Genomic DNA, 20,848 nt, shown 5'->3' with positions numbered 1-20,848 from the left:
ATTAAGGCATGAGTAAAGGTACAATAAATTAGGCACCCAAATGGATGAACCTAATTTTCCATACCTTTTACTCATGCCTGATCGAATCAGTAACACGTAAAAGTATTTATTATTCACTTGCAATGTTAATTATATCAGCAAGAAATAATTAATGCAATAGCTTTTAAATATTAAATTTTCTAAATATTTTACTTCGTTATATTTGGAAGGTTTATTCCGTAGAAAATTTCAGTCATTTCTCTCTTTAATTTATCTGTTATATCCTTCTTTTCTTGTTCATTTAATTCACTCTCTGACTTTTCAAACAGATAATTATCAAGCTTTATATCCCTTACCATCATCTTTGTATGGAATATATTTGATTGATAAATATTCATATCAATCAAGTTGTATCTATCAAGTGTTTCCTGTGCTATATAGTCTTGAATTGATGTTATGTCGTGATCAATATATAGCTTATGGCCATGTATATCTCTTGTAAACCCTCTAACTCTATAATCTATTGTTATTATATCTGAATCAAAGCTATCTATCAGATAATTTAGTGCCTTAAGTGGTGATATTTGTCCACAAGTTGACACATCAATATCTACTCTAAATGTACTTATCTCATTTTGGGGATGAGTTTCTGGGTACGTATGCACAGTAACATGGCTCTTATCAAGGTGAGCAACAATGTTTTCTCTTGTTGGAGTTAATATACCTCTATTACAGGATGGATCAAGTATATAAAGAGGTACCTCCTCTTCAGAGATAAGGAGTGTAACACTTGCTCCCTGTGGGTCATAGTCCTGCTTCGCAATATTTAAAACGCAAGCACCTATCATTTCTGTAACATTTGTCAATATCTTTGTTAGTCTCTCTGAATTATACTGCTCGTCAATATATTCGATATACTTTTTTCTGTCCTCTTCCGTCTTTGTGTAGCATACGTCGTAAATGTTGAAACTCAAAGTTTTAGTTAAATTGTTGAATCCGTATAGTTTTAGCTTGTTCTTTCCTTTTTCCAATTCAACTCCCCATTCCTTTCAATTAATATTTTTCAGTAAAATTATATAACTTTTACGGGGAATGTCAAGAACTTTATACTGACAATAAAAGCAATTTTTATGATATTATTTTTCCATCTTCTATTTTAATTATTCTATCTGAAATAGAATATGAAAATTCCTTATCGTGACTAACAATTAAAACAGCCATATTTTCCTTCTTAAATCCCATTATTATATCAGCTATACTTTTTTTAACCTCATCATCTACTGCAGATGTAGGCTCATCAAAACAGATTATTTTAGGAGATAAAATACACGCCCGAGCAATCGCAACCCTCTGCCTTTGCCCTCCAGATAATTCATAAGGAAAGCAGTCTTTTTTATCTAAAATGTTTAGCTTTTCAAGAAGCTTAACTGCCCTTTCAATAGCCATATCTTTATCTAATTTATAGGCTTTAACAGGTGATAATATTATATTATCCAGCACAGTTAAATTAGGAAATAGATTGAAGTTTTGAAAAACATACCCTATAGATTGTCTTATCTTTTTTAAAGTTTCACCCTTTGCACCTTCAATAAAATTTTCATTTTGCCTATACAGGTATTCTCCGTTTATTTTAATATTACCCTCATCTATAGTTTCAAGTCCATTTATACATCTTAAAAGAGTGGATTTTCCTGCTCCTGATTTACCAAATATAGAAACAACCTCTCCCTCATTTAATTCAAAGCTTACATTATCTAAAACCCTCTGTCCCCTAAAGGATTTTACAAGGCCTTCTACCGTTAAAAGCATATTACCACCTACCTATAGTATTCAAATTTTTCTTCTATATTCTTAAACAAGTTGCTTAAAACATATATAAAACCAGCATAAAATATTGCTACAACTAAAAATGGAATTAATGTTGCATCTCTATTTACTGCAATTTTTCCTTCCCTTAATATATCAGAAATCCCTACGACATAAACAAGTGCTGTATCCTTTACCAATGTAATTACTTCATTAGCAAGTGCAGGAAGAATATTCTTTAACATTTGAGGAAATATTACATATCTATAAGTATCAAATCTACTTAACCCAAGTACCTTTGCTGCCTCAAATTGTCCTTTATCTATAGATTGAATACCTGCCCTAAAAATCTCTGCAAAATATGCTGCATAATTCAATATAAAGGCTATAAAAACAGCTGTGTATCTATCGAAGGTTATACCAACTATAGGCAGACCAAAAAATACAAATATTATCTGAAGAAGTAGAGGCGTCCCCCTCATTAAAAATATATAGAGGGAGACTACCATCTCTATCATCTTTATCTTCGATAGCCTAAGCACTGCAACTAAAATTCCTAAGATAAGCGAAAATATCAATGTTACAATAAATATATAAAAGGTTACGAACATTCCATTTTTCATAGATATAAATAGATTAATAATGTACTCCACAAAATCACCTCTTATTTTTTAAACCAGTTACTATATATTTTTTCAAAGGTACCATCTTTTTTCATTTCTTCTAAAGTCTTATCCACTTTATCCTTTAGTTCATCTCCCTTTCTAAAACCTATGCCATACTCCTCCTCACCAAAATTATCTTCAAGTATTTTAAATTTATCTTCTCCTTTAAGTTTTATATAGTATCTTGCCAGTATCTCATCCACAACAACGGCGTCAATTCTTCCGCTTTCAAGTTCCATAAGAGCATCATTGTTTGTTTCATAAAGATTAAGTTTTCCATCTTTAAATTTAGATACAATTCCTTTATCCTTTTCAACTGCCTCTTGGGAACTTGAGTTTAACTGTGCTGCAACTCTTTTTCCCTCTAAATCACTCTTCTTATTTATAATTGAGTCCTTTAAAACTACTATAACCTGTCTATTTACAAGGTATGGTTTTGTAAAATCAACTTTTTCCTTTCTCTCCTCTGTTATCGTATATCCATTCCATATTGCGTCTATTTTTTTAGAATTTAATTCAGATTCCTTCATAGCCCAATCGATTGGCTGAAACTTCACCTCATAACCTAATCTTTTAAAAACCTCCTTTGCTAAATCAACATCAAAGCCTACTATTTCCCCTTTTTCATTTTTAAATCCCATAGGTGCAAAGGTATCATCAAGTCCTACTACCACAATTTTACTTGCATTATTTGAAACTAGAGCTTTAGAACAGGATGCAAGAAATAATGCACTGATTAATAAAGTTAATCCTAAAATGAATTTTTTCATATCATTTTCCTCCCTTTAAATTTTTATATATTTTTAGCAGTACTGCTTTTTTTACAAAACAAAAAGCTCCCATCCTCCTCTGAGGACGAGAGCTTATCTCCCGTGGTCCCACCTCAATTCATTAATGCCTCACGACATTAACCTTATTAGGTACTAACATACCCTATCACTATAACGGGTGAAGGTTCCCGTGGTAGCCTACTAATCTTCGGTACCAAACTCCGAGATGTGTTCAAAATAGCCCTCATACATCCTCACACCACCCGGATGCTCTCTGAAATGGAAGCTATTTTTACTATTTCTCTTCATCGTTTTTTACTTTACTTATTTATCAATTTACCATATTAAAGCTTCAGTGTCAATATATTTTTTGTTAAAAAAATAATTTATATAAAATTCTAAATAATTTTAACATTATTGCTGCATAAATGTTTTTTTTATGTTATAATTAAGGTGGAATGAGGGAATGTGTTACACAAAATCCTCTCAGTCATTTTAAGTGAGGTGAATTATATGAACAAAACTGTAAGCTTAGATTGGGAGAAACTTGGATTCAGCTATATCAAAACAGACTTCCGTTATGTATCCTATTGGAAGGACGGAAAATGGGACGATGGTAAACTTGTAGAAGACAATATGGTTACCATCAGCGAAGGCTCAACAGCTCTTCATTATGGACAACAATGCTTTGAGGGACTTAAAGCATACAGAACAAAGGATGGTAAAATACAACTATTTAGACCAGACCAAAACGCAAAAAGAATGAATTCCAGCTGCAGACGTCTTATGATGCCTGAAATTCCTGAAGAAAAATTTATAGACGCTTGTATACAAGTAGTAAAGGCAAACGAACATTTTGTTCCACCTTATGGAACAGGTGCTTCACTCTACTTAAGACCTTATGTAATCGGCATTGGCGATAACCTTGGTGTAAAACCTGCACCTGAGTATTTATTCTCAGTATTCTGCTGTCCTGTTGGACCATATTTTAAAGGCGGTATGCAACCTGTTAACTTTACAGTATCAGACTATGACAGAGCTGCACCATACGGAACAGGTGGTGTTAAGGTTGGTGGAAACTATGCGGCAAGCCTTCTTCCACACGAGCAGGCAGTAAAGAGGGGATTTGCAGATTGTATCTATCTTGACCCTGCAACTCATACAAAGATAGAGGAAGTTGGTGCTGCAAACTTCTTTGGAATTACAAAGGACAATAAATTTGTAACACCAAAATCACCTTCAATACTACCAAGTATAACTAAGTATTCTTTAATGCACATTGCAAAGGAATACCTTGGAATGGAAGTTGAAGAAAGAGACGTATATATAGATAAACTTGATGAATTTGTTGAAGCTGGTGCTTGTGGTACAGCCGCGGTTATAACTCCAATTGGAGGAATTGAATATAAAGGAAAACTTCACGTATTCTACAGCCAAACTGAAGTTGGTCCAATAACTAAAAAACTCTACAATACGCTTGTTGCAATACAGCTTGGAGATGAAAAGGCACCAGAAGGATGGATTGTTGAAGTTAAATAAAACCATTAGGCAGTAGGTTTAACCTACTGCCTAATTTTTTAAGAGTTGCCTACTATTTAATATATTATATAAACTTAATATATTTTTTGAAAATAATAGAAGGATTTTTTTGTTTTTTGTCTAAATAATAAAATTAGAGTTAAAAATTGATATAAACAAAATTTTATTTCATAAAATTTTGTTGATTTTTAAAATATTGTATGTTATGATAATATTTGTAAACGGAGGTACATATATGGACGTTTTAGCTATACAGGATGTCATTAACAAAATTGAAGGTGTTATTAAATCAAAGGTTGTAAAAGAAAATAATGAAATTAGTGAAGTTCACATATTAGCAAATACATTAAAATCACCGAAACAAATTTTAAGGGATATTGAATCAGCACTTTATGCAATGTTTGATATTAAGATAGATAGAAATAAAATAAGTATTGCAGCTATTCAATCAGAGGATGTAATATCTAATAAAAGGGTTAAATTCAACAGCGTTCAACTAAAGAATCAGTTAAACACTTTAGAATGCAGTGTAACGCTTATGTATGATGATAATGAATATACAGTAGAAGATGTGGCAATCAACACATCAATAAATAAAAAGAAATTAGTATCAAAAACTACATTAAAGGCAGTGGAAACAATCTTAGGACAGGAATACATATTTGATGTTCAGGATGTGCTAATTAACACAAGTAATGATATATCTGTTGTTACTGTAATAGTAAATGCCCTGTTATATGGAACTGAAGAAGTTTTAGTAGGTTCCGCACTTGTTAAAAATGATGTAAATGAAACAATCGCAAGAGCAACACTTGATGCTATCAACAGGGTAATTCAAAAAATCACCTCTTAAAAACTTAATAATATGTTAAAAAGGCCGATTTAATTATTTTTATCCTAAGCGGAGTTATGCAACAGGCGTATAGCGGAGACCTGTTAGCCCAAAAACGCGAAGGAGTGATACGTATGAAGAAATTCTTACCTGCAATTCTTGCTCTTTTAACACTTGTTTTAGCAGGTGGTTCACACTTTTTCTGGCATTAATTAAAATCGGCCTTTTATTTTTAGTCAAGGAGGTAAAACATGTTAAATAAACGAACTAAAGTATATCTTGTAGTTATATATATATGTTCCTTTTTAAGTTTATTTTTTTCTTATTTAAATAGAAATACTAATGATATATTAGATATATCCACCACAGGTTTTTTCCTATTTTCCCTTTTATCTGTGGTTGCTGAATCATTCCCTGTTGTTTTTAATAAATTATCAGTAAGTGCTGGATTCGCAATTACCTTTGCATGTATTTACTTATTTGATGCATTTACAGCAATTATTATAATATCGTTAGGTGTTATTTTTAGAGTATATAAATTTAATAATAAATACTACAGTATATTAAATATGCCTTTTTATAAAGTTTTGTTTAATTTATCAAATATTATAATTTCCATTTTTTGTTCATCAAAATTAACAAATGTAATAATTAATAAAGTGGAAAATCCTGTTTATTACGCTTTTTTTAAATTTCTACTAATTACTATAACATTCTTATTAATTAATTCTTTAATTATTTCTATACTTATGTCTTTTATTACAAAAGACAATTTTTTAAAGTTATACTTAAATAATGTTAATTTTGGTCTTTTAAACATATTTTCAATGGCTCCTTTAGGTTATTTCCTTGCTTACCTTTATAAAAATTCAAATATAGTAGGTATCTTAGTAGTAACTATAATCATCCTTTTTGCTCGCTATACATTTATGCTCTATATTGAATCTAAAACAAAATATCAAGAAACTATAAAGGTACTTATGAATGCCCTTGAAATGAGAGATAAATATACAGAAGGACACTCAAGAAACGTTGCAGATATAGTAAAGGCAATCGGAAGGGAGCTTGGTTACAGCGAAAGCCATATAGAGGAATTAGAACTTGCTGCTTATCTACACGATATTGGTAAAATAGGTATACCTGATTATATTTTAAATAAGCCTGGAAAATTAACTGAAGAGGAATATGCAAAAATAAAGGAACACCCTGCAATTGGATACGACATTGTTAAAGATATTAAAGGAATTGGAAATATTCCTGAACTTGTTAGACACCACCACGAAAGGTATGATGGTGCTGGTTATCCAGACGGCAAAAAAAGGGACGAGCTTAGTATAGACGTTTATATACTTCAACTTGCCGATTCAGTTGATGCTATGCAGGCAAAGAGAGTTTACAAAAATTCTTTAAATACACAGGAAATTAAAGAAGAAGTTTTAAGATGTAGAGGAACTCAATTTCATCCTAAAGTTGTTGACATATATTTAAAAATATGCGAAAGAGAAAATCTATGTAATATGAGGGGTTAGGATATGTTTTTAACGGCACTTTTAATTGGTATTTTAGTTGGGTTTCTACTTAAAGGAAATATAAAAAATATTGATGTTGAAAAAATTAAGGCACCCTATCTTGCTGTTATAGCATTTTCTATTGAATTTATTCTGTTTACCCTTGTTAGAAAAGGGTTATTATCAAGGGGAAATATAACATATATACTTTATTTGACCCAATATATACTCATTTTATTATTCATATATAAAAACAGAAAAGACTATTCCTTTTTAGTAATAGGTATAGGAATAATATTAAATGCACTTGCCATCTTTTTAAATGGTGGTGCAATGCCAGTAAGTCCTGAAGCTATGGTTAAAGCAGGAATAATATCTTCTATAAATGAAGTAAAAGAGACTATGGCATCATCTGAAGGATTATATATTATCCAAAATTCCAACACACTTCTACCTTTCTTAGGCGATGTAATACCATTAAAACATTTTAGGCACTACGTCATAAGCATAGGCGATATATTTATTTCTATAGGGCTTATATGGTACATAATAAAAGAGATGAAAAAGTAGCTTACTTTTTCATCTCTTCTTTATTTTCATCCTTATTTTTTTCCTTCTCCCTAATTTCCTTATTTATTTCATCATTTATTCTCTGTTTTGCAACCTTATAAAGTTCTTCTACTGTTCGGCATTCATTTGGAAAATTTGTTATGCCAAAATACCATTTATCATTTAATATAGTCCTTATTTTATTTACAACAACTTCTGCCCCATTTTTATTGGTAAAAGGGAGCACCAATGCAATAGTTGATTTACCAAGCTCTATTATAGTATCTAATTTTCTTAGAGCTTCCTTTATCTCCCTAACAGTCTCCTCTATATTTAATCCATCAGAGTATTCTTTACTTGCAATAACTAAACTTACTTCATAATTTCCTCGCTTTGCCCTCTCTATCTCCTCCTGAAGACTCTCTGATAACAAAGCATACAGGTTCTCCTCTGTGTCTAATAAAAGCTTTTTTATTCTGTTTATCAATTCCTTTGATGTAAAGGGTTTATTTAAATATTCCTTGGCACCCTTTTCTATTGCTCTTCTAACTGTTGCTGAAGTTGCATCAGAAGATAATATCATAATTGGAGTTAATTTATGCATAGCATAAATTTCATTGTTTTTTAAAGTTTCTATAATGTATATACCATCCTTTTGTGGAAGATGAATATCGGTAATTATCAAATCATATGGTTTTTCCCTTGACTTTATATGCTGCAGGGCATCCTCGGCAGAAACTGCAACATCAATATTATACCCCTCTGCTTCTAATGTCTTTTTTATTGTAATTTGAACAAGATGTGAGTCATCTACAAGTAATATATTCTTTCTTCTGATGTTTTGCATTTTAATCCCCCATCTATTCATTTTCATAATTTTAAAATAAAAGACTTAACTATATGATATATCACCCTTTTGTCTTTATCAATCCTTATTCTGGATTAAATAATTGTAATAAACACCACTCATATTTAATTTACTTTTAAATAATTCAATTAAAAAAACATAAAAATAATGAACCTTCTATAGAAAGCAATTTTTCTACAGAAGGTTCATTTTATCATCAATTTATCCATACAGTTGTTTTAGATGTTTAATATATTCCTATTATTGTAGAAGTAACATCTCTTCCTGTTGCAACCACATAATTTTTTCTAACTTGTAATTACTTTATTTATCTTTAATAAACACGTAAATTTTTATATTGCTATTGCTCTCCCTTTGTTAATACCCTTCTAACCTTGTTTTCCCTTATATCTTTTAAAGTCTTCTCATTATAGGTATTCAAGAGTCTACTCTTACTTCTATACACTCTTTGAGACGTATAAATTCCGTGATGTCCTGAAAATAAGTAACTTACAATACAAGCAATAAACATAAATACTACACCATTGCTTCCAAACATCTCTATACCTAATATAAAAGATGATATTGGTGTATTAGTTGCCCCACAAAACACTGATATAAGCCCTAAAGCTGCCAAAAAGGATGCTGGCATAAATAGTACATCTGATAACACATTTCCTAATGTTGAACCTACAAAGAATATTGGTGTTACCTCTCCTCCCTGATAGCCTGCTCCTAAAGTAACCGATGTAAAAAGAGTCTTTAATATAAAACTATATTTAGAAACATTACCTTCAAATGCCTCTTTAATTGTAGGCAATCCTAATCCTAAATATTCTCTTGTATTAAATATATATACTAATACTATTACTACAAATCCTCCTATAAAGCTTTTTAACATAGGGTTATCTGTAATCTTGCTAAATAAAGATTTTGATATGTGTACCCCTTCACTAAATACAATACTCATAAGTCCAAAAAATGCTGACGCTACAATCACCTTTATTACATTTACAGGTGTTATACTTGGTATAGATAATATATGATAATGTGAATGAGTTGCTCCAACTAATGTTGCAACATAATCACCAACAAATGCTGATATAAAGCAGGGAATAAGTGCCTCATAATACATATATCCTATTGCTATAACCTCAATTGCAAAAATTGTTCCTGCAAGTGGTGTTCCAAAAACAGAACCAAAGCCACTGCTTATCCCGCACATCAAAATTATTTTCATATCGTGCTTATCTAATTTAAAGAGTCTACCTATAAATTCTGATATACTTCCTCCCATTTGCACAGCAGTACCTTCTCTTCCTGCTGAACCTCCAAATAAATGAGTTAAAAATGTTCCTACAAATACCAATATAGACATCCTAAGAGGAATTTCTCTATCACCATAGTAGGCTTGTTCTATTATAAGATTATTTCCCTTAGAAGAATTTTTACCATATCTACTATATAAAAAACTAACAAAAACACCTGCTAAAGGGAGTAAAAATAAGAGCCAAGGATTTGCCTCCCTTAAGTCTGTAGCAAGTTTTAAACTTCTTAAAAACAAAGCCGACAAAACACCCATTATTACCCCAACTATACTGCTTAAAAACAACCATTTTAATAAAGATATAGTTAAAATAAAATGATCAAGTTTCTTAACTATATTTGATAATTTTCTAAACATATTAACCCTCCTTATTTTATTATGCCCTAAACAAAAAAACTCCTACAGAAAATAAAATTTTCTGTAGGAGTCATTAGCCAAAGGCGGTTAAAGGTGAACTCCATCACCTTTTCATATTTTAGCAAAACAAAATATAGTTATCAAGTATTGATTTTACATAAATTTATTTATTATAGGCAATTTATTAGAATTATATATTTAAATCACTACCATTTTTTAATATTGTTAATTTATAGACAAAGAGTTTGTAAAATTATAGAATAAAAATATAAGTATTTTTTATATTGGAGGTGCCGTATGAAAAGCACTAATAAAAATCACGAAGAAATAATCAAAAAGTCCCACGAACGTTCAAATAAATATGGAATTGAAACTGATAGAATCTATCCTAAAAAGATATTGACAAAGGAAGAAATCCCTTTGCTAATGAAAAAGAACAAAGACCTTATACGAATTGCATCTCCTTTTATTAAAATACTATATGACTTTTTGGAGGGTTCAGGCTTTTTTATTGTATTGACAGATAATGAAGGATGTATCTTAAGCACTATAGGGGATAAGGATATCCTTGCTGCTGCAAAGGAATTAAATATGGTGGTTGGTGCCTATATGGATGAAAATAGCATAGGAACAAATGCTATGGGAACTGCAATAAAGGAGGATATGCCTATACAAATTTCTGCAAAGGAACACTTTATAACAGCGTATCATAGATGGACTTGCTCTGCTGCACCTATACACAATACAAAGGGAGAAATTATAGGAACATTAAACCTAACTGGAAATAGTCATCTTGTACACCCCCATACGCTGGGACTTGTTGTTGCAGCTGTTCGCTCAATAGAGAATCAAATCAAAAGCGAAGAAGCAAACAACAGGTTAATGGAAACATATCAATATCTAAACACAATAATTGAATCTATAAACTTTGGTATAATTGCCCTAAGTAAAAATGGTTTGATTAAAAATATAAATGAATCAGCCTGTTCTATGTTTAACTGTATTAAAGAAGATTTAATGGAGAGACCCATTGAAGAAATTCTACCTAAATGGCAGGAAATAAATAAACGCATATTATCAGGGGAAAAGATAATAGATGAAGAAATTTATTTTAGAATAAAAGGAAAGTCACAAAAATATATTATTAGTCTTCACTCAATCCAAGATGAAAAAGGATGTATAATTGGCTCTGTTTTAAGCTTTAAAAACATTCAAAACGTATATAACCTAATAAATAAATATACAGGTATGAAGGCAAGATATACATTTGATGATATTATATATAGAAGTAATAATATGAATAAGATAATAGAATATTCAAAAAGCATATCCGACAGCCCTTCTACAATACTTATAACAGGAGAGAGCGGAACAGGTAAGGAGATACTTGCACAGGCAATCCATAACAATAGCAGTAGGCGTGATTTTGGTTTTGTAGCAATAAATTGCGGTGCAATACCTGAAAATCTAATAGAAAGTGAGCTATTTGGCTACGATGAAGGTGCCTTTACTGGTGCAAAGCGTGGAGGCAATCCTGGTAAGTTTGAACTTGCAAATGGTGGAACACTTTTCCTTGATGAAATTGGCGAGATGCCCCTTGATATGCAGGTAAAACTATTAAGGGTTCTGCAGGAGGGCTGTATAACAAGAATCGGGGGAAATAAATATATTGACGTTGATGTTAGAATAATCGCTGCTACAAATAAAAATCTACTGCAGGAGGTCAAGGAAGGAAGATTTAGGGAAGACTTATACTACAGAATATCAGTAATTCCAATTGTTCTTCCTCCTTTACGTGAACGAAAGGAGGATATACCTCTTTTAATAGAACATTTTCTTAAAACAAAGTCAATAAAGCTTAGAAAACCAATTCCTAAACTTAGTCCTATACTTTATGATAAAATGCTCTCCTACAACTGGTTAGGCAACATCAGGGAACTTGAAAATTTTATTGAGAGTGCAGTAAACTTTGGTGGAAATATAGAGTTTTTGATGAATAAATTTGAAAGCTTAAATACTCAAAACCAAAATACTCAAATAAGTAAGCATAATACAATCTCAGATGATTTAATTGGCCCCCTTGATGAAATTGAAAAAAGAGCAATTATAAGTTGCCTAAAAAAATATGACAACAACATTTCAAAATGTGCAAAGATACTTAATATAAGTAGAAATACACTATATTTAAAGATGAAAAAGTACAACATAACAATTTAGATTGTCCTATTTTATTACATTGCTAAAAAATAGGACAATTATGAATTATAAAACTGTCCTATTTTTTAGCAGATTAAATCTGCTATTTTTTTATCCTTAAAATTAGTTGTGTTTGTTAAATAACTAACTTGGCACGCTATTTGCTTATTAGTCTATAGATAAAATTAAAGGAGGGGGATCCTATGGCAAGATTTACATTACCAAGAGACATCTACTTTGGTAAGAACTCATTAGAAGAATTAAAAAATCTAAAAGGTAAAAAAGCCGTTATAGTTGTTGGTGGAGGTTCAATGAAGAGATTTGGCTTCCTTGATAAAATAGAAGCCTATCTTCACGAAGCTGGCCTTGAAACAAAGCTTATTGAAGGCGTTGAACCAGACCCATCAGTTGAAACAGTTATGAAGGGTGCAGAAATAATGAGAGAATTTGAGCCTGACTGGATAGTTGCAGTTGGTGGTGGTTCTCCAATCGATGCTGCAAAGGCTATGTGGATTTTCTATGAATATCCTGATTTTACATTTGAACAAGCAGTTGTTCCATTTGGACTTCCAGAGTTAAGAAATAAGGCAAGATTCGTTGCTATTCCTTCAACAAGTGGAACTGCAACTGAAGTTACTGCCTTCTCAGTTATAACTGATTACAAAGCAAAGATAAAGTATCCATTGGCTGACTTTAATATAACACCAGATATTGCAATAGTAGACCCAGAACTTGCACAAACAATGCCAAAGTCACTTACAGCTCACACTGGTATGGATGCTCTAACCCACGCAGTAGAAGCCTATGTAGCTTCACAAAAATCACCATTCTCAGACCCACTTGCTATGCACGCAATAGTTATGATTAAGGATAATCTTGTTAAGTCCTTTAATGGTGATAAGGAAGCAAGGGAACAAATGCACTATGCACAATGTCTTGCTGGTATGGCCTTCTCAAATGCTCTACTTGGAATAACACACTCTATTGCTCATAAGACTGGTGCTGTTTTCCATATACCCCACGGATGTGCAAATGCAATATATCTACCATACGTAATTCAATACAACGCAAAGGAATGTAAGGATAGATATGCAAAAATAGCAAGGACTCTAAACCTTTCAGGAAATAATGAAGATGAACTTGTCAATGCACTTGTTGAAATGATTAGAGAATTAAATAGAAGTATGGATATACCTCTATCATTAAAGGGATATGGAGTTAGCGAAGAAGACTTTAGAGCAAATGTTAAGTCAATAGCACACAATGCAGTTCTTGATGCTTGTACAGGTTCTAACCCAAGACCAATAGATGATGCTACTATGGAAAAGGTTCTTGAATACATATACGAAGGAAAAGACATTGATTTTTAATATAAGTTGTATTCATTAAGCTCTCTTTTGAGAGCTTAATGAATTTAAAAGGATATTTTATCGCTCTGTTAAAAAATAAATATTTGAAGTGGAGCATTTTTTGTGACAAAATAAAATTGTGGTTGTTTTGAATATTCTGTATTTATAAATTGTCCAACTTATTAAAGTCCCAACTTAAAATGCTAACTATATAAAGAAGGAGGAATGGATGTGAGTTGTTCCTGTGAAGAAAAATTATCATTAAATTTCGACGATAAAAAGGTTGATTTAAGTTTAATGGAACCTATTTTTAAAAAATACGAAGGACAAAGTGCAAGCCTTATCAGCATACTTCAAGATACACAAGAATTATACGGCTACCTCCCACTAAGTGCCCTAAACCTTATTGCTGAAAGAACTGGAAGTAAAAGAGCAAAGATATATGGTATTGCAACCTTCTATGCTCAATTTAGATTAAACCCAACTGGAAAATATATAATTCTTCAATGTCAAGGTACTGCCTGTCACGTCAACGGTTCCAAAGAAGTTAGCAGAGCAATATGCGAAGAACTTAATATAAAGCCTGGAGAAACAACAGAGGACGGATTATTTACACTTGAGGATGTTGCCTGTCTTGGTTGCTGTAGTCTTGCACCTGTAATTATGATAAACGGCGAGGCTTATGGAAACCTAACACCAGATAGTGCAAAAAAGATTATAAGGGATATATATGAAAAGGAAGGGAGGAAAGACTCCGATGAAAATTAGAATTGGGCTTGGAAGCTGTGGTATTGCTGCTGGAGGTAGAAAAATTAAAAATATATTTGAAAAGCTCTTAAGGGAAAATAACAAAAACATTGAAATAATAACAACGGGATGTATAGGTATGTGTTATCTTGAGCCAATCGTTGATATTATAGATGATAATGGAACCTATACATATGCTAATGTAAGTCCATCAATGGCAGAAGAAATATTTAATGAACATATTTTAAAGGGATTACCTATTGAAAAATACATAGTTTCAACCGACAAGAAGCCTCACCCACAACTTGAAAAACAGGTTAGAATTGTTTTAAGAAATTGTGGAATCATAAACCCCGAGAGCATTGAAGACTATATTGAGGCTGGTGGCTACTCTGCCCTAAAAAAGGCACTTAGCCAAATGACTCCAGAGGAGGTAATTGAAGAAGTAAAAATATCTGGTCTAAGAGGAAGAGGTGGTGCAGGTTTCCCAACTTGGTTTAAATGGAATGCAGCAAGAGCTTCAAAGGGTGACGAGAAATACATAGTTTGTAATGCAGATGAAGGAGACCCTGGTGCGTTTATGGATAGAAGCGTAATTGAAGGAGACCCTCATTCTCTTATTGAAGGAATGATAATTGCTGCCTATGCAATAGGTGCACATACAGGCTTTGTTTATGTACGTGCTGAGTATCCTCTTGCTATTGAGAGATTAAACATTGCTATAGAACAAGCAAAGGAAAAAAATCTTCTTGGAGAGAACATATTAAATTCAGGATTTGATTTTGAGCTTAAGATTAAAATGGGAGCTGGTGCCTTTGTATGTGGCGAAGAAACTGCCCTTATAGCCTCCCTTGAAGGAGAACGCGGTATGCCAAGACTAAAGCCACCATTCCCAGCACAATCAGGTTTCTTTGGCAAGCCAACCAACATAAATAATGTTGAAACATATGCAAACGTACCTTGGATAATCAAAAATGGAGGACAGGAGTTTGCAAAATATGGAACAGAAAAGAGTAAGGGAACAAAGGTTTTTGCACTTGCAGGTAAAATTAAGCGTGGTGGATTAATTGAAGTACCTATGGGTATGACCTTAAGAGAAGTCATATATGAAATAGGTGGAGGAATTAAAGAGGATAAGGAATTTAAAGCTGTTCAGATGGGTGGCCCATCTGGAGGATGTATTCCAAAGGAACTCCTCGATACTCCCGTTGACTATGAATCAATAAACAGTACAGGTGCCATTATGGGTTCTGGTGGTATGATAGTTATGGATGAAACAACTTGTATGGTGGATATAGCAAGATTCTTCCTTGACTTTACTTGTAAAGAATCCTGTGGAAAATGTATCTACTGTAGAATAGGTACCCAAAGAATGCTTGAAATACTAAACAATATATCAGAGGGAAAGGGAACAGTTGGAGATATTGAAATACTTGAGGAACTCTGCTACAGCGTTAAGGATGGTTCACTATGTGGACTTGGTCAAACAGCACCAAACCCTGTCCTTACAACACTAAAATATTTTAAAGATGAATATCTATCCCATATTAACGATAAAAAATGTCCTGCAAAGCAATGTAGAGCACTCTTATCATATAAAATTGATGCTGAAAAGTGTGTTGGATGTACAATGTGTGCAAAGAGTTGTCCAACTTCTGCAATTTCTGGAGAAAGAAAAAAAGTGCATACAATAGCTCAAGATAAATGTATTAAATGCGGAAACTGTATAAAAACTTGCAAGTTTAATGCTATTTATACTGAATAAAAAGGGAGTGATAGATGTGTCTTTAATAAGGGTTAATATAAATAATAGGGAAATTACTACAACCGATGATAAAACCATTCTTCAAATTGCTCTTGAAAATGGCATCGATATACCAAACCTATGCTACAGCCAAAACACAAAGCCCTATGGTTCCTGTGGCCTTTGTGTTGTTGAAGTTGAAGGAAGCCCTAAGCTTGTTCGTGCCTGTTCAACCTTCCCATCAGATGGAATGATAATAAGAACAAACACAAAACGTACGATTTCTGCAAGAAAAACAGCCCTCGAACTTTTATCTTCTGACCACAGAGGAGATTGTAGGCCTCCTTGTGTTATTGCCTGTCCTGCACATACCGACTGCCAAGGTTATGTTGGGCTCATTGCCAACGGTCAATATGATGAGGCTATAAAACTTGTTAAAAAGGTTATTCCCCTACCAGCAAGTATAGGTAGAGTTTGTCCTCATCCCTGTGAGAGCGAATGCAGGCGTGGTAAGGTTGATAAACCTATTGCAATTGCAGATTTAAAAAGATATATAGGAGAAATTGATGTAATTAAGGGGCCCTTTGTCCCAGAAGTAAAGCCTTCAACTGGGAAAAAAGTTGCAATAATAGGTGGAGGTCCTGCTGGTATATCCTGTGCCTACTTTCTATCAATGGAGGGGCATAAGGTTGTTATATATGAAGCACAACCACATCCTGGAGGAATGTTAAGATATGGAATACCTCAATATCGTCTTCCAAAGGAACTTCTTGATGCAGAAATAAATACTCTAACTAAAATGGGTGTTGAAATAATCTGTGGCACAAAGCTTGGAGAAGATATTACACTATCATATCTTAAAAAGAACTATGATGCAGTATTTATAGCCATAGGTGCCTGGGCAAGCACTCCTCTTAACTGTCCTGGTGAAGAATTAGATGGAGTTATTGGAGGAATTGAATTTTTAAGAAAAGCAACCCTTTCACAACCTATATACCTTGGAGATAAGGTTGTAGTAATAGGTGGCGGTAATACTGCTATGGACGTAGCAAGAACTGCTGTAAGACTTGGTGCAAAAAGTGTACAAGTACTATACAGAAGAACAAAGGAAGAAATGCCTGCTGAAGAGATTGAAGTTAAAGAGGCTGAAGAAGAAGGAGTTGAGTTCACATTCCTTGTTGCTCCTATAGAAATTATTGGGGACGGAAAAAGAGCAAAGGCTATAAGATGTCAAAGGATGATGCTTGGAGAACCTGATAAATCTGGTAGAAGAAAACCTATTCCAATTGAGGGGGATGAGATTACCTTTGAGGCAGACCTTATTATCTCTGCAATAGGACAAAAGGTTAACCCCGAATGCGTGAAGGAACTTGAAACTACAAAGTGGGGAACTATTTCTGTTAATCCAAATAACTTTAAAACAAGTATGGAGGGTATATTTGCTGGTGGCGAGGCAGTAACAGGTCCTAAAATTGCAATAGAAGCAATTGCACAGGGTAAAAATGCTGCCTATGTTATAGATAATTATTTAAAGGGAGAGGAGGTTTCTGTTCCAAACCCCTGCTACATAGTTCAAGATGATTTAACTGAAGAGGATTTTAAAAAGTATAGTAGGGAAGAAAGACAGGAACAATATGTGCTCCCAAGCAGTGAAAGAAAAATAAGCTTTAGACCAATTTCAAAGGCCTTGACTGAAGAACAGGCAATCAAAGAAGCCTCAAGATGTCTTGAATGTGGCTGTCACGACTATTTTGAATGTAAATTAGTAAACTATCTACAAAAATACAACATAAAGGTAGATAGAATAAAGGGCGAAAAGCATAAGAGGGATTTAAATTATACTCATCCTTTCATTTTAAGAAACCCTGACAAATGTATTTTATGTGGTCTCTGCTACAGAACCTGCGAAGAAGTTATAGGTATAACTGCCCTTGGACTTAAGGGAAGAGGATTTAATTCTGAGGTTATACCTGAATTCAACCTACCCCTAAATCAAAGCTCCTGTATCTCCTGCGGTCAATGTGTAGATGTCTGTCCAACTGGAGCACTTATAGATAGAGCCGCTGTAAATAAGCAAGTTCCTGTAGAATTTGATGAAGCACATTCAATATGTAGCTACTGTGGTGCTGGTTGTGAGGTTGTTTATCAATCAAAGGGAGATTTAGTATTTAAGACTCTTCCAAACAAAGAAAAAGCAGGGGTTCTTTGTGCAAAAGGAAGATTTGGTACTAAACATATAAATAGCAATTTAAGACTTAAAACTCCATTTGTCTTTTATGAAAATGCAGAGAGTAAGATATCCATTGATGAAGCTCTATCCCTTCTTTCTAAGAAATTAAAACTTATAGAGGGACAGTATGGAAAAGACAGCATTGGTATTTTAGTTTCACCTAAATTTACAAATGAAGAGGCCTTTGTTTTAAGAAAAATTGCTGATAAGTTAAATACAAAATATATCGGTTCTATGGCAATGAAAAATGCCGTACTTGAAAAGATATTTGGTTATGATGCATCAACAAACAGTTATGATGAACTATTTAGTACTGAACTTATTGTATCCTTCGGAGACGTAGCTGAAAACCATCCTGCCTTTGCTACAAGATTAAAAAATGCAGCAAATAAAGTAAAACTTGTTTCAATAAATAGTAACGATTCAAGAATTAAAGAATGGTCAAACAAATTCTATAAAGTTGACAATAATTTAGACTTCCTAAAGGGATTTATAAAATCACTTATCGAGGAATATATAAATGAAAAGGAAGCAAAGAACAGTTGCAATAACTTTGATGCATTAAAGGAATTTGTTAATGATGTCACAGTAACTACCGAGGCTAAAGAATTTGCCAATATCTACGCACAAGCTAAAAAGACCATAATAGTAGTTGATGAGGACACTACAAGTGAAGCCTCCCTTATGCTTTTAGCAGATGCTCTATCTTTATGCAAAAAGGTTGGTAAACCTCACAGCGGTATAATATTACTTCGTTCAAAGGCAAATACACAGGGCTTTATTGATATGGGAATCAATATGTCTGGAGATGAAATTTTAAAAGAAGTAGAAAAGGGACAAATAAAGGGACTTGTTGTAATTGGTGAAGATATTTATAATGAATATTCTAATGTACTAAAGAATTTAAAGCTTCTTGCTACCTTTGACCTATTTACAACAGATACTACTAAACACTCAAATATAGTGATACCAATTGCAAGCTCTGCTGAAGGATGCGGAACCTATACTAACTCTTGTAGAAAGGTACAAAAATTAAATAGAGCCATCGAACCTTTATTAGGAACAGATAACCTATGTATATTCTTAAAACTTGCATATAATCTTGGAATCCAACTTAAAAATATTGAGGATATAGTAGAAAATATTTCTAAAGAAATACCATATTACAAAGGATTTAATAAGGTGTATGATAAACTTCAAAATGTATTTGTGCCACTAAATAGTTCAAAGGGAGTACAGGTGCTACACACAGATGGATTTAATACAGAGGACAAAAAATCTGTACTTATCTTCAAAGAGGATAATATTATGTTCCACGATAAAAAGGTTTATGATACTGTTGAAAAGGATTTTTATAACTTTGCACATAAAAACAACATAAAAATATGATAAAACCCTGCAAAGCAGAGCTTTGCAGGGTTATTTTATATACAATCTTGTTCCAAATGGTATACTATTATAGAACCATTTTGCATCTTCAACCTTTAATCTTACACATCCGTGGGATGCCGGTTTTCCTAAAGTATAATCCACTATATTTTTATTTTCATCCATAGGTAAGCTATGGAATAAATAATCACCTTTAAATCTTACCCAATACATTCCACCCTGTTGATATCTTTTTGAAAAAAACCACGGTGCTCTATCTTGAATTGTATATATTCCTTTTGGGGTTGGCGTTTCTGGTGCACCTGTTGAACAAATAAGTGATTTATATAATCCCCAAGAACCATTTGATTTTTTCATAATATACGTATATTGTTTTTGAGTATCAACAATTACCATATATGCTGTTTTACTTGTAAGATTCTTTTCTTTAATATCCTTTAATAGTTCTTCTTCTAATGGAGTTAACGCTACTGTTTGCTTTTGCGTACTATTTTTAACTTCACTTGTTTTTACACTTTCTTTTGTTGCTGTAGTATTTGGCTTGTTTTTATCCCGCTCTTTATTTTCTTCCTTATTATTGTCTGAAGGTTGTTGGTTACTTACTGCATCTACTTTTATTTCCTCTTTTTTATTTTCAGCCTTTGCAACCACTAAATGCTGTTCATTTTGATTACTTTCGTTTGAAGTTTCCTTACTGCAACCGCTAAAAGATACTAAAGAAACAAAAAATAAAAATAAAACCATCATATTTTTTAATGTTTTTTTCCTTTGCATACCCATCCTCCAAATTTTAAACAAAATAAAGTTATTTAATCTTTTAAAACAAATATCATTGTATCATATACAAAAGTTGCAAACAATCTATTTTATTCGACACATTATGATTTTTATATACTCTCCCATCTTTTTATTGAAAACACTTTGTAAAAGCAAATCATTTGTGTTATTATACAATTGTGAATATTTATTATATTTTTGTAACTTTTAAAAGGGGAATAAAATACGAAAGAGGGG

16 protein-coding genes, 1 riboswitch and 1 other annotated feature are annotated in these 20,848 nt (G+C 32.6%); of the genes, 9 read left to right on the top strand and 7 right to left on the bottom strand.

The features are described from left to right. Nucleotides 1–188 precede the first annotated feature (188 nt). The 4 genes from speD to JG776_RS01335 form a co-directional block, all read right to left on the bottom strand. Nucleotides 189–1,010, bottom strand: a complete 822-nt coding sequence (gene speD, locus JG776_RS01350; RefSeq protein WP_291964044.1) for an adenosylmethionine decarboxylase — start codon at nucleotides 1,008–1,010, stop codon at nucleotides 189–191. Nucleotides 1,011–1,107: 97 nt separating this feature from the next. Next, complete coding sequence (locus JG776_RS01345; protein WP_291964043.1) at nucleotides 1,108–1,788, bottom strand: amino acid ABC transporter ATP-binding protein; 681 nt, start codon at nucleotides 1,786–1,788, stop codon at nucleotides 1,108–1,110. Nucleotides 1,789–1,796: 8 nt separating this feature from the next. After that, on the bottom strand, nucleotides 1,797–2,438 hold the full coding sequence (locus tag JG776_RS01340; protein ID WP_291964042.1) for an amino acid ABC transporter permease: 642 nt from the start codon (nucleotides 2,436–2,438) through the stop codon (nucleotides 1,797–1,799). Nucleotides 2,439–2,449: 11 nt separating this feature from the next. Next, complete coding sequence (locus tag JG776_RS01335; RefSeq protein ID WP_291964041.1) at nucleotides 2,450–3,220, bottom strand: amino acid ABC transporter substrate-binding protein; 771 nt, start codon at nucleotides 3,218–3,220, stop codon at nucleotides 2,450–2,452. A gap of 78 nt (nucleotides 3,221–3,298) precedes the next feature. Further along, nucleotides 3,299–3,538 (bottom strand) — a binding site (T-box leader). Between the two features lie 195 nt (nucleotides 3,539–3,733). Here JG776_RS01335 and JG776_RS01330 point away from each other — a divergent pair. The 4 genes from JG776_RS01330 (at nucleotide 3,734) to JG776_RS01315 (ending at nucleotide 7,669) form a co-directional block, all read left to right on the top strand. Beyond that, on the top strand, nucleotides 3,734–4,759 hold the full coding sequence (locus JG776_RS01330; RefSeq protein WP_291964040.1) for a branched-chain amino acid aminotransferase: 1,026 nt from the start codon (nucleotides 3,734–3,736) through the stop codon (nucleotides 4,757–4,759). 235 nt (nucleotides 4,760–4,994) lie between these two features. Beyond that, nucleotides 4,995–5,612, top strand: coding sequence for a hypothetical protein (locus tag JG776_RS01325; protein WP_291964039.1), 618 nt, complete (start codon nucleotides 4,995–4,997; stop codon nucleotides 5,610–5,612). A gap of 230 nt (nucleotides 5,613–5,842) precedes the next feature. Further along, nucleotides 5,843–7,120 carry an HD-GYP domain-containing protein gene (locus JG776_RS01320; protein WP_291964038.1) on the top strand — a complete coding sequence of 426 codons (1,278 nt, stop codon included), beginning with the start codon at nucleotides 5,843–5,845 and terminating at the stop codon, nucleotides 7,118–7,120. Between the two features lie 3 nt (nucleotides 7,121–7,123). After that, nucleotides 7,124–7,669 carry a DUF5317 domain-containing protein gene (locus JG776_RS01315; RefSeq protein ID WP_291964037.1) on the top strand — a complete coding sequence of 182 codons (546 nt, stop codon included), beginning with the start codon at nucleotides 7,124–7,126 and terminating at the stop codon, nucleotides 7,667–7,669. Between the two features lies 1 nt (nucleotide 7,670). Here JG776_RS01315 and JG776_RS01310 read toward each other — a convergent pair whose 3' ends face one another. Both JG776_RS01310 and JG776_RS01305 read right to left on the bottom strand, forming a co-directional pair. After that, a complete protein-coding gene (locus JG776_RS01310; protein ID WP_291964036.1) occupies nucleotides 7,671–8,495 on the bottom strand; it encodes a response regulator in 825 nt (274 codons plus the stop codon). A gap of 361 nt (nucleotides 8,496–8,856) precedes the next feature. Next, entirely contained in the window at nucleotides 8,857–10,179 is a 1,323-nt protein-coding gene (locus JG776_RS01305; RefSeq protein ID WP_291964035.1) for a voltage-gated chloride channel family protein, read from the bottom strand. A gap of 57 nt (nucleotides 10,180–10,236) precedes the next feature. Then, a riboswitch (Fluoride riboswitch) is annotated at nucleotides 10,237–10,296 on the bottom strand. Nucleotides 10,297–10,476: 180 nt separating this feature from the next. Here JG776_RS01305 and JG776_RS01300 point away from each other — a divergent pair. The 5 genes from JG776_RS01300 (at nucleotide 10,477) to JG776_RS01280 (ending at nucleotide 19,834) form a co-directional block, all read left to right on the top strand. Further along, nucleotides 10,477–12,396, top strand: coding sequence for a sigma 54-interacting transcriptional regulator (locus tag JG776_RS01300; protein ID WP_291964034.1), 1,920 nt, complete (start codon nucleotides 10,477–10,479; stop codon nucleotides 12,394–12,396). A 182-nt stretch (nucleotides 12,397–12,578) separates the two neighbouring features. Next, a complete protein-coding gene (locus JG776_RS01295) occupies nucleotides 12,579–13,745 on the top strand; it encodes an iron-containing alcohol dehydrogenase (protein ID WP_291964033.1) in 1,167 nt (388 codons plus the stop codon). Between the two features lie 210 nt (nucleotides 13,746–13,955). Continuing rightward, a complete protein-coding gene (gene nuoE, locus JG776_RS01290) occupies nucleotides 13,956–14,492 on the top strand; it encodes an NADH-quinone oxidoreductase subunit NuoE (RefSeq protein ID WP_366934178.1) in 537 nt (178 codons plus the stop codon). Beyond that, complete coding sequence (locus JG776_RS01285; protein ID WP_291964101.1) at nucleotides 14,482–16,236, top strand: NADH-quinone oxidoreductase subunit NuoF; 1,755 nt, start codon at nucleotides 14,482–14,484, stop codon at nucleotides 16,234–16,236. The genes nuoE and JG776_RS01285 overlap by 11 nt, the downstream gene beginning before the upstream one ends. Before the next feature lie 16 nt (nucleotides 16,237–16,252). Further along, nucleotides 16,253–19,834, top strand: coding sequence for an NAD(P)-binding protein (locus JG776_RS01280; protein ID WP_291964032.1), 3,582 nt, complete (start codon nucleotides 16,253–16,255; stop codon nucleotides 19,832–19,834). Nucleotides 19,835–19,864: 30 nt separating this feature from the next. On the opposite strand, the gene JG776_RS01275 is transcribed toward JG776_RS01280, so the two are convergent. Continuing rightward, a complete protein-coding gene (locus JG776_RS01275) occupies nucleotides 19,865–20,608 on the bottom strand; it encodes a L,D-transpeptidase (protein WP_291964031.1) in 744 nt (247 codons plus the stop codon). Between the last annotated feature and the right edge of the window lie 240 nt (nucleotides 20,609–20,848).

This window comes from Caloramator sp., assembly GCF_020054765.1.
Classification (GTDB): Bacteria; Bacillota; Clostridia; order Clostridiales; family Caloramatoraceae; genus Thermobrachium; species Thermobrachium proteoclasticum.
Note: the sequence above shows the minus strand (reverse complement) of the source record. Positions and strands in the feature narration are given on the sequence as shown.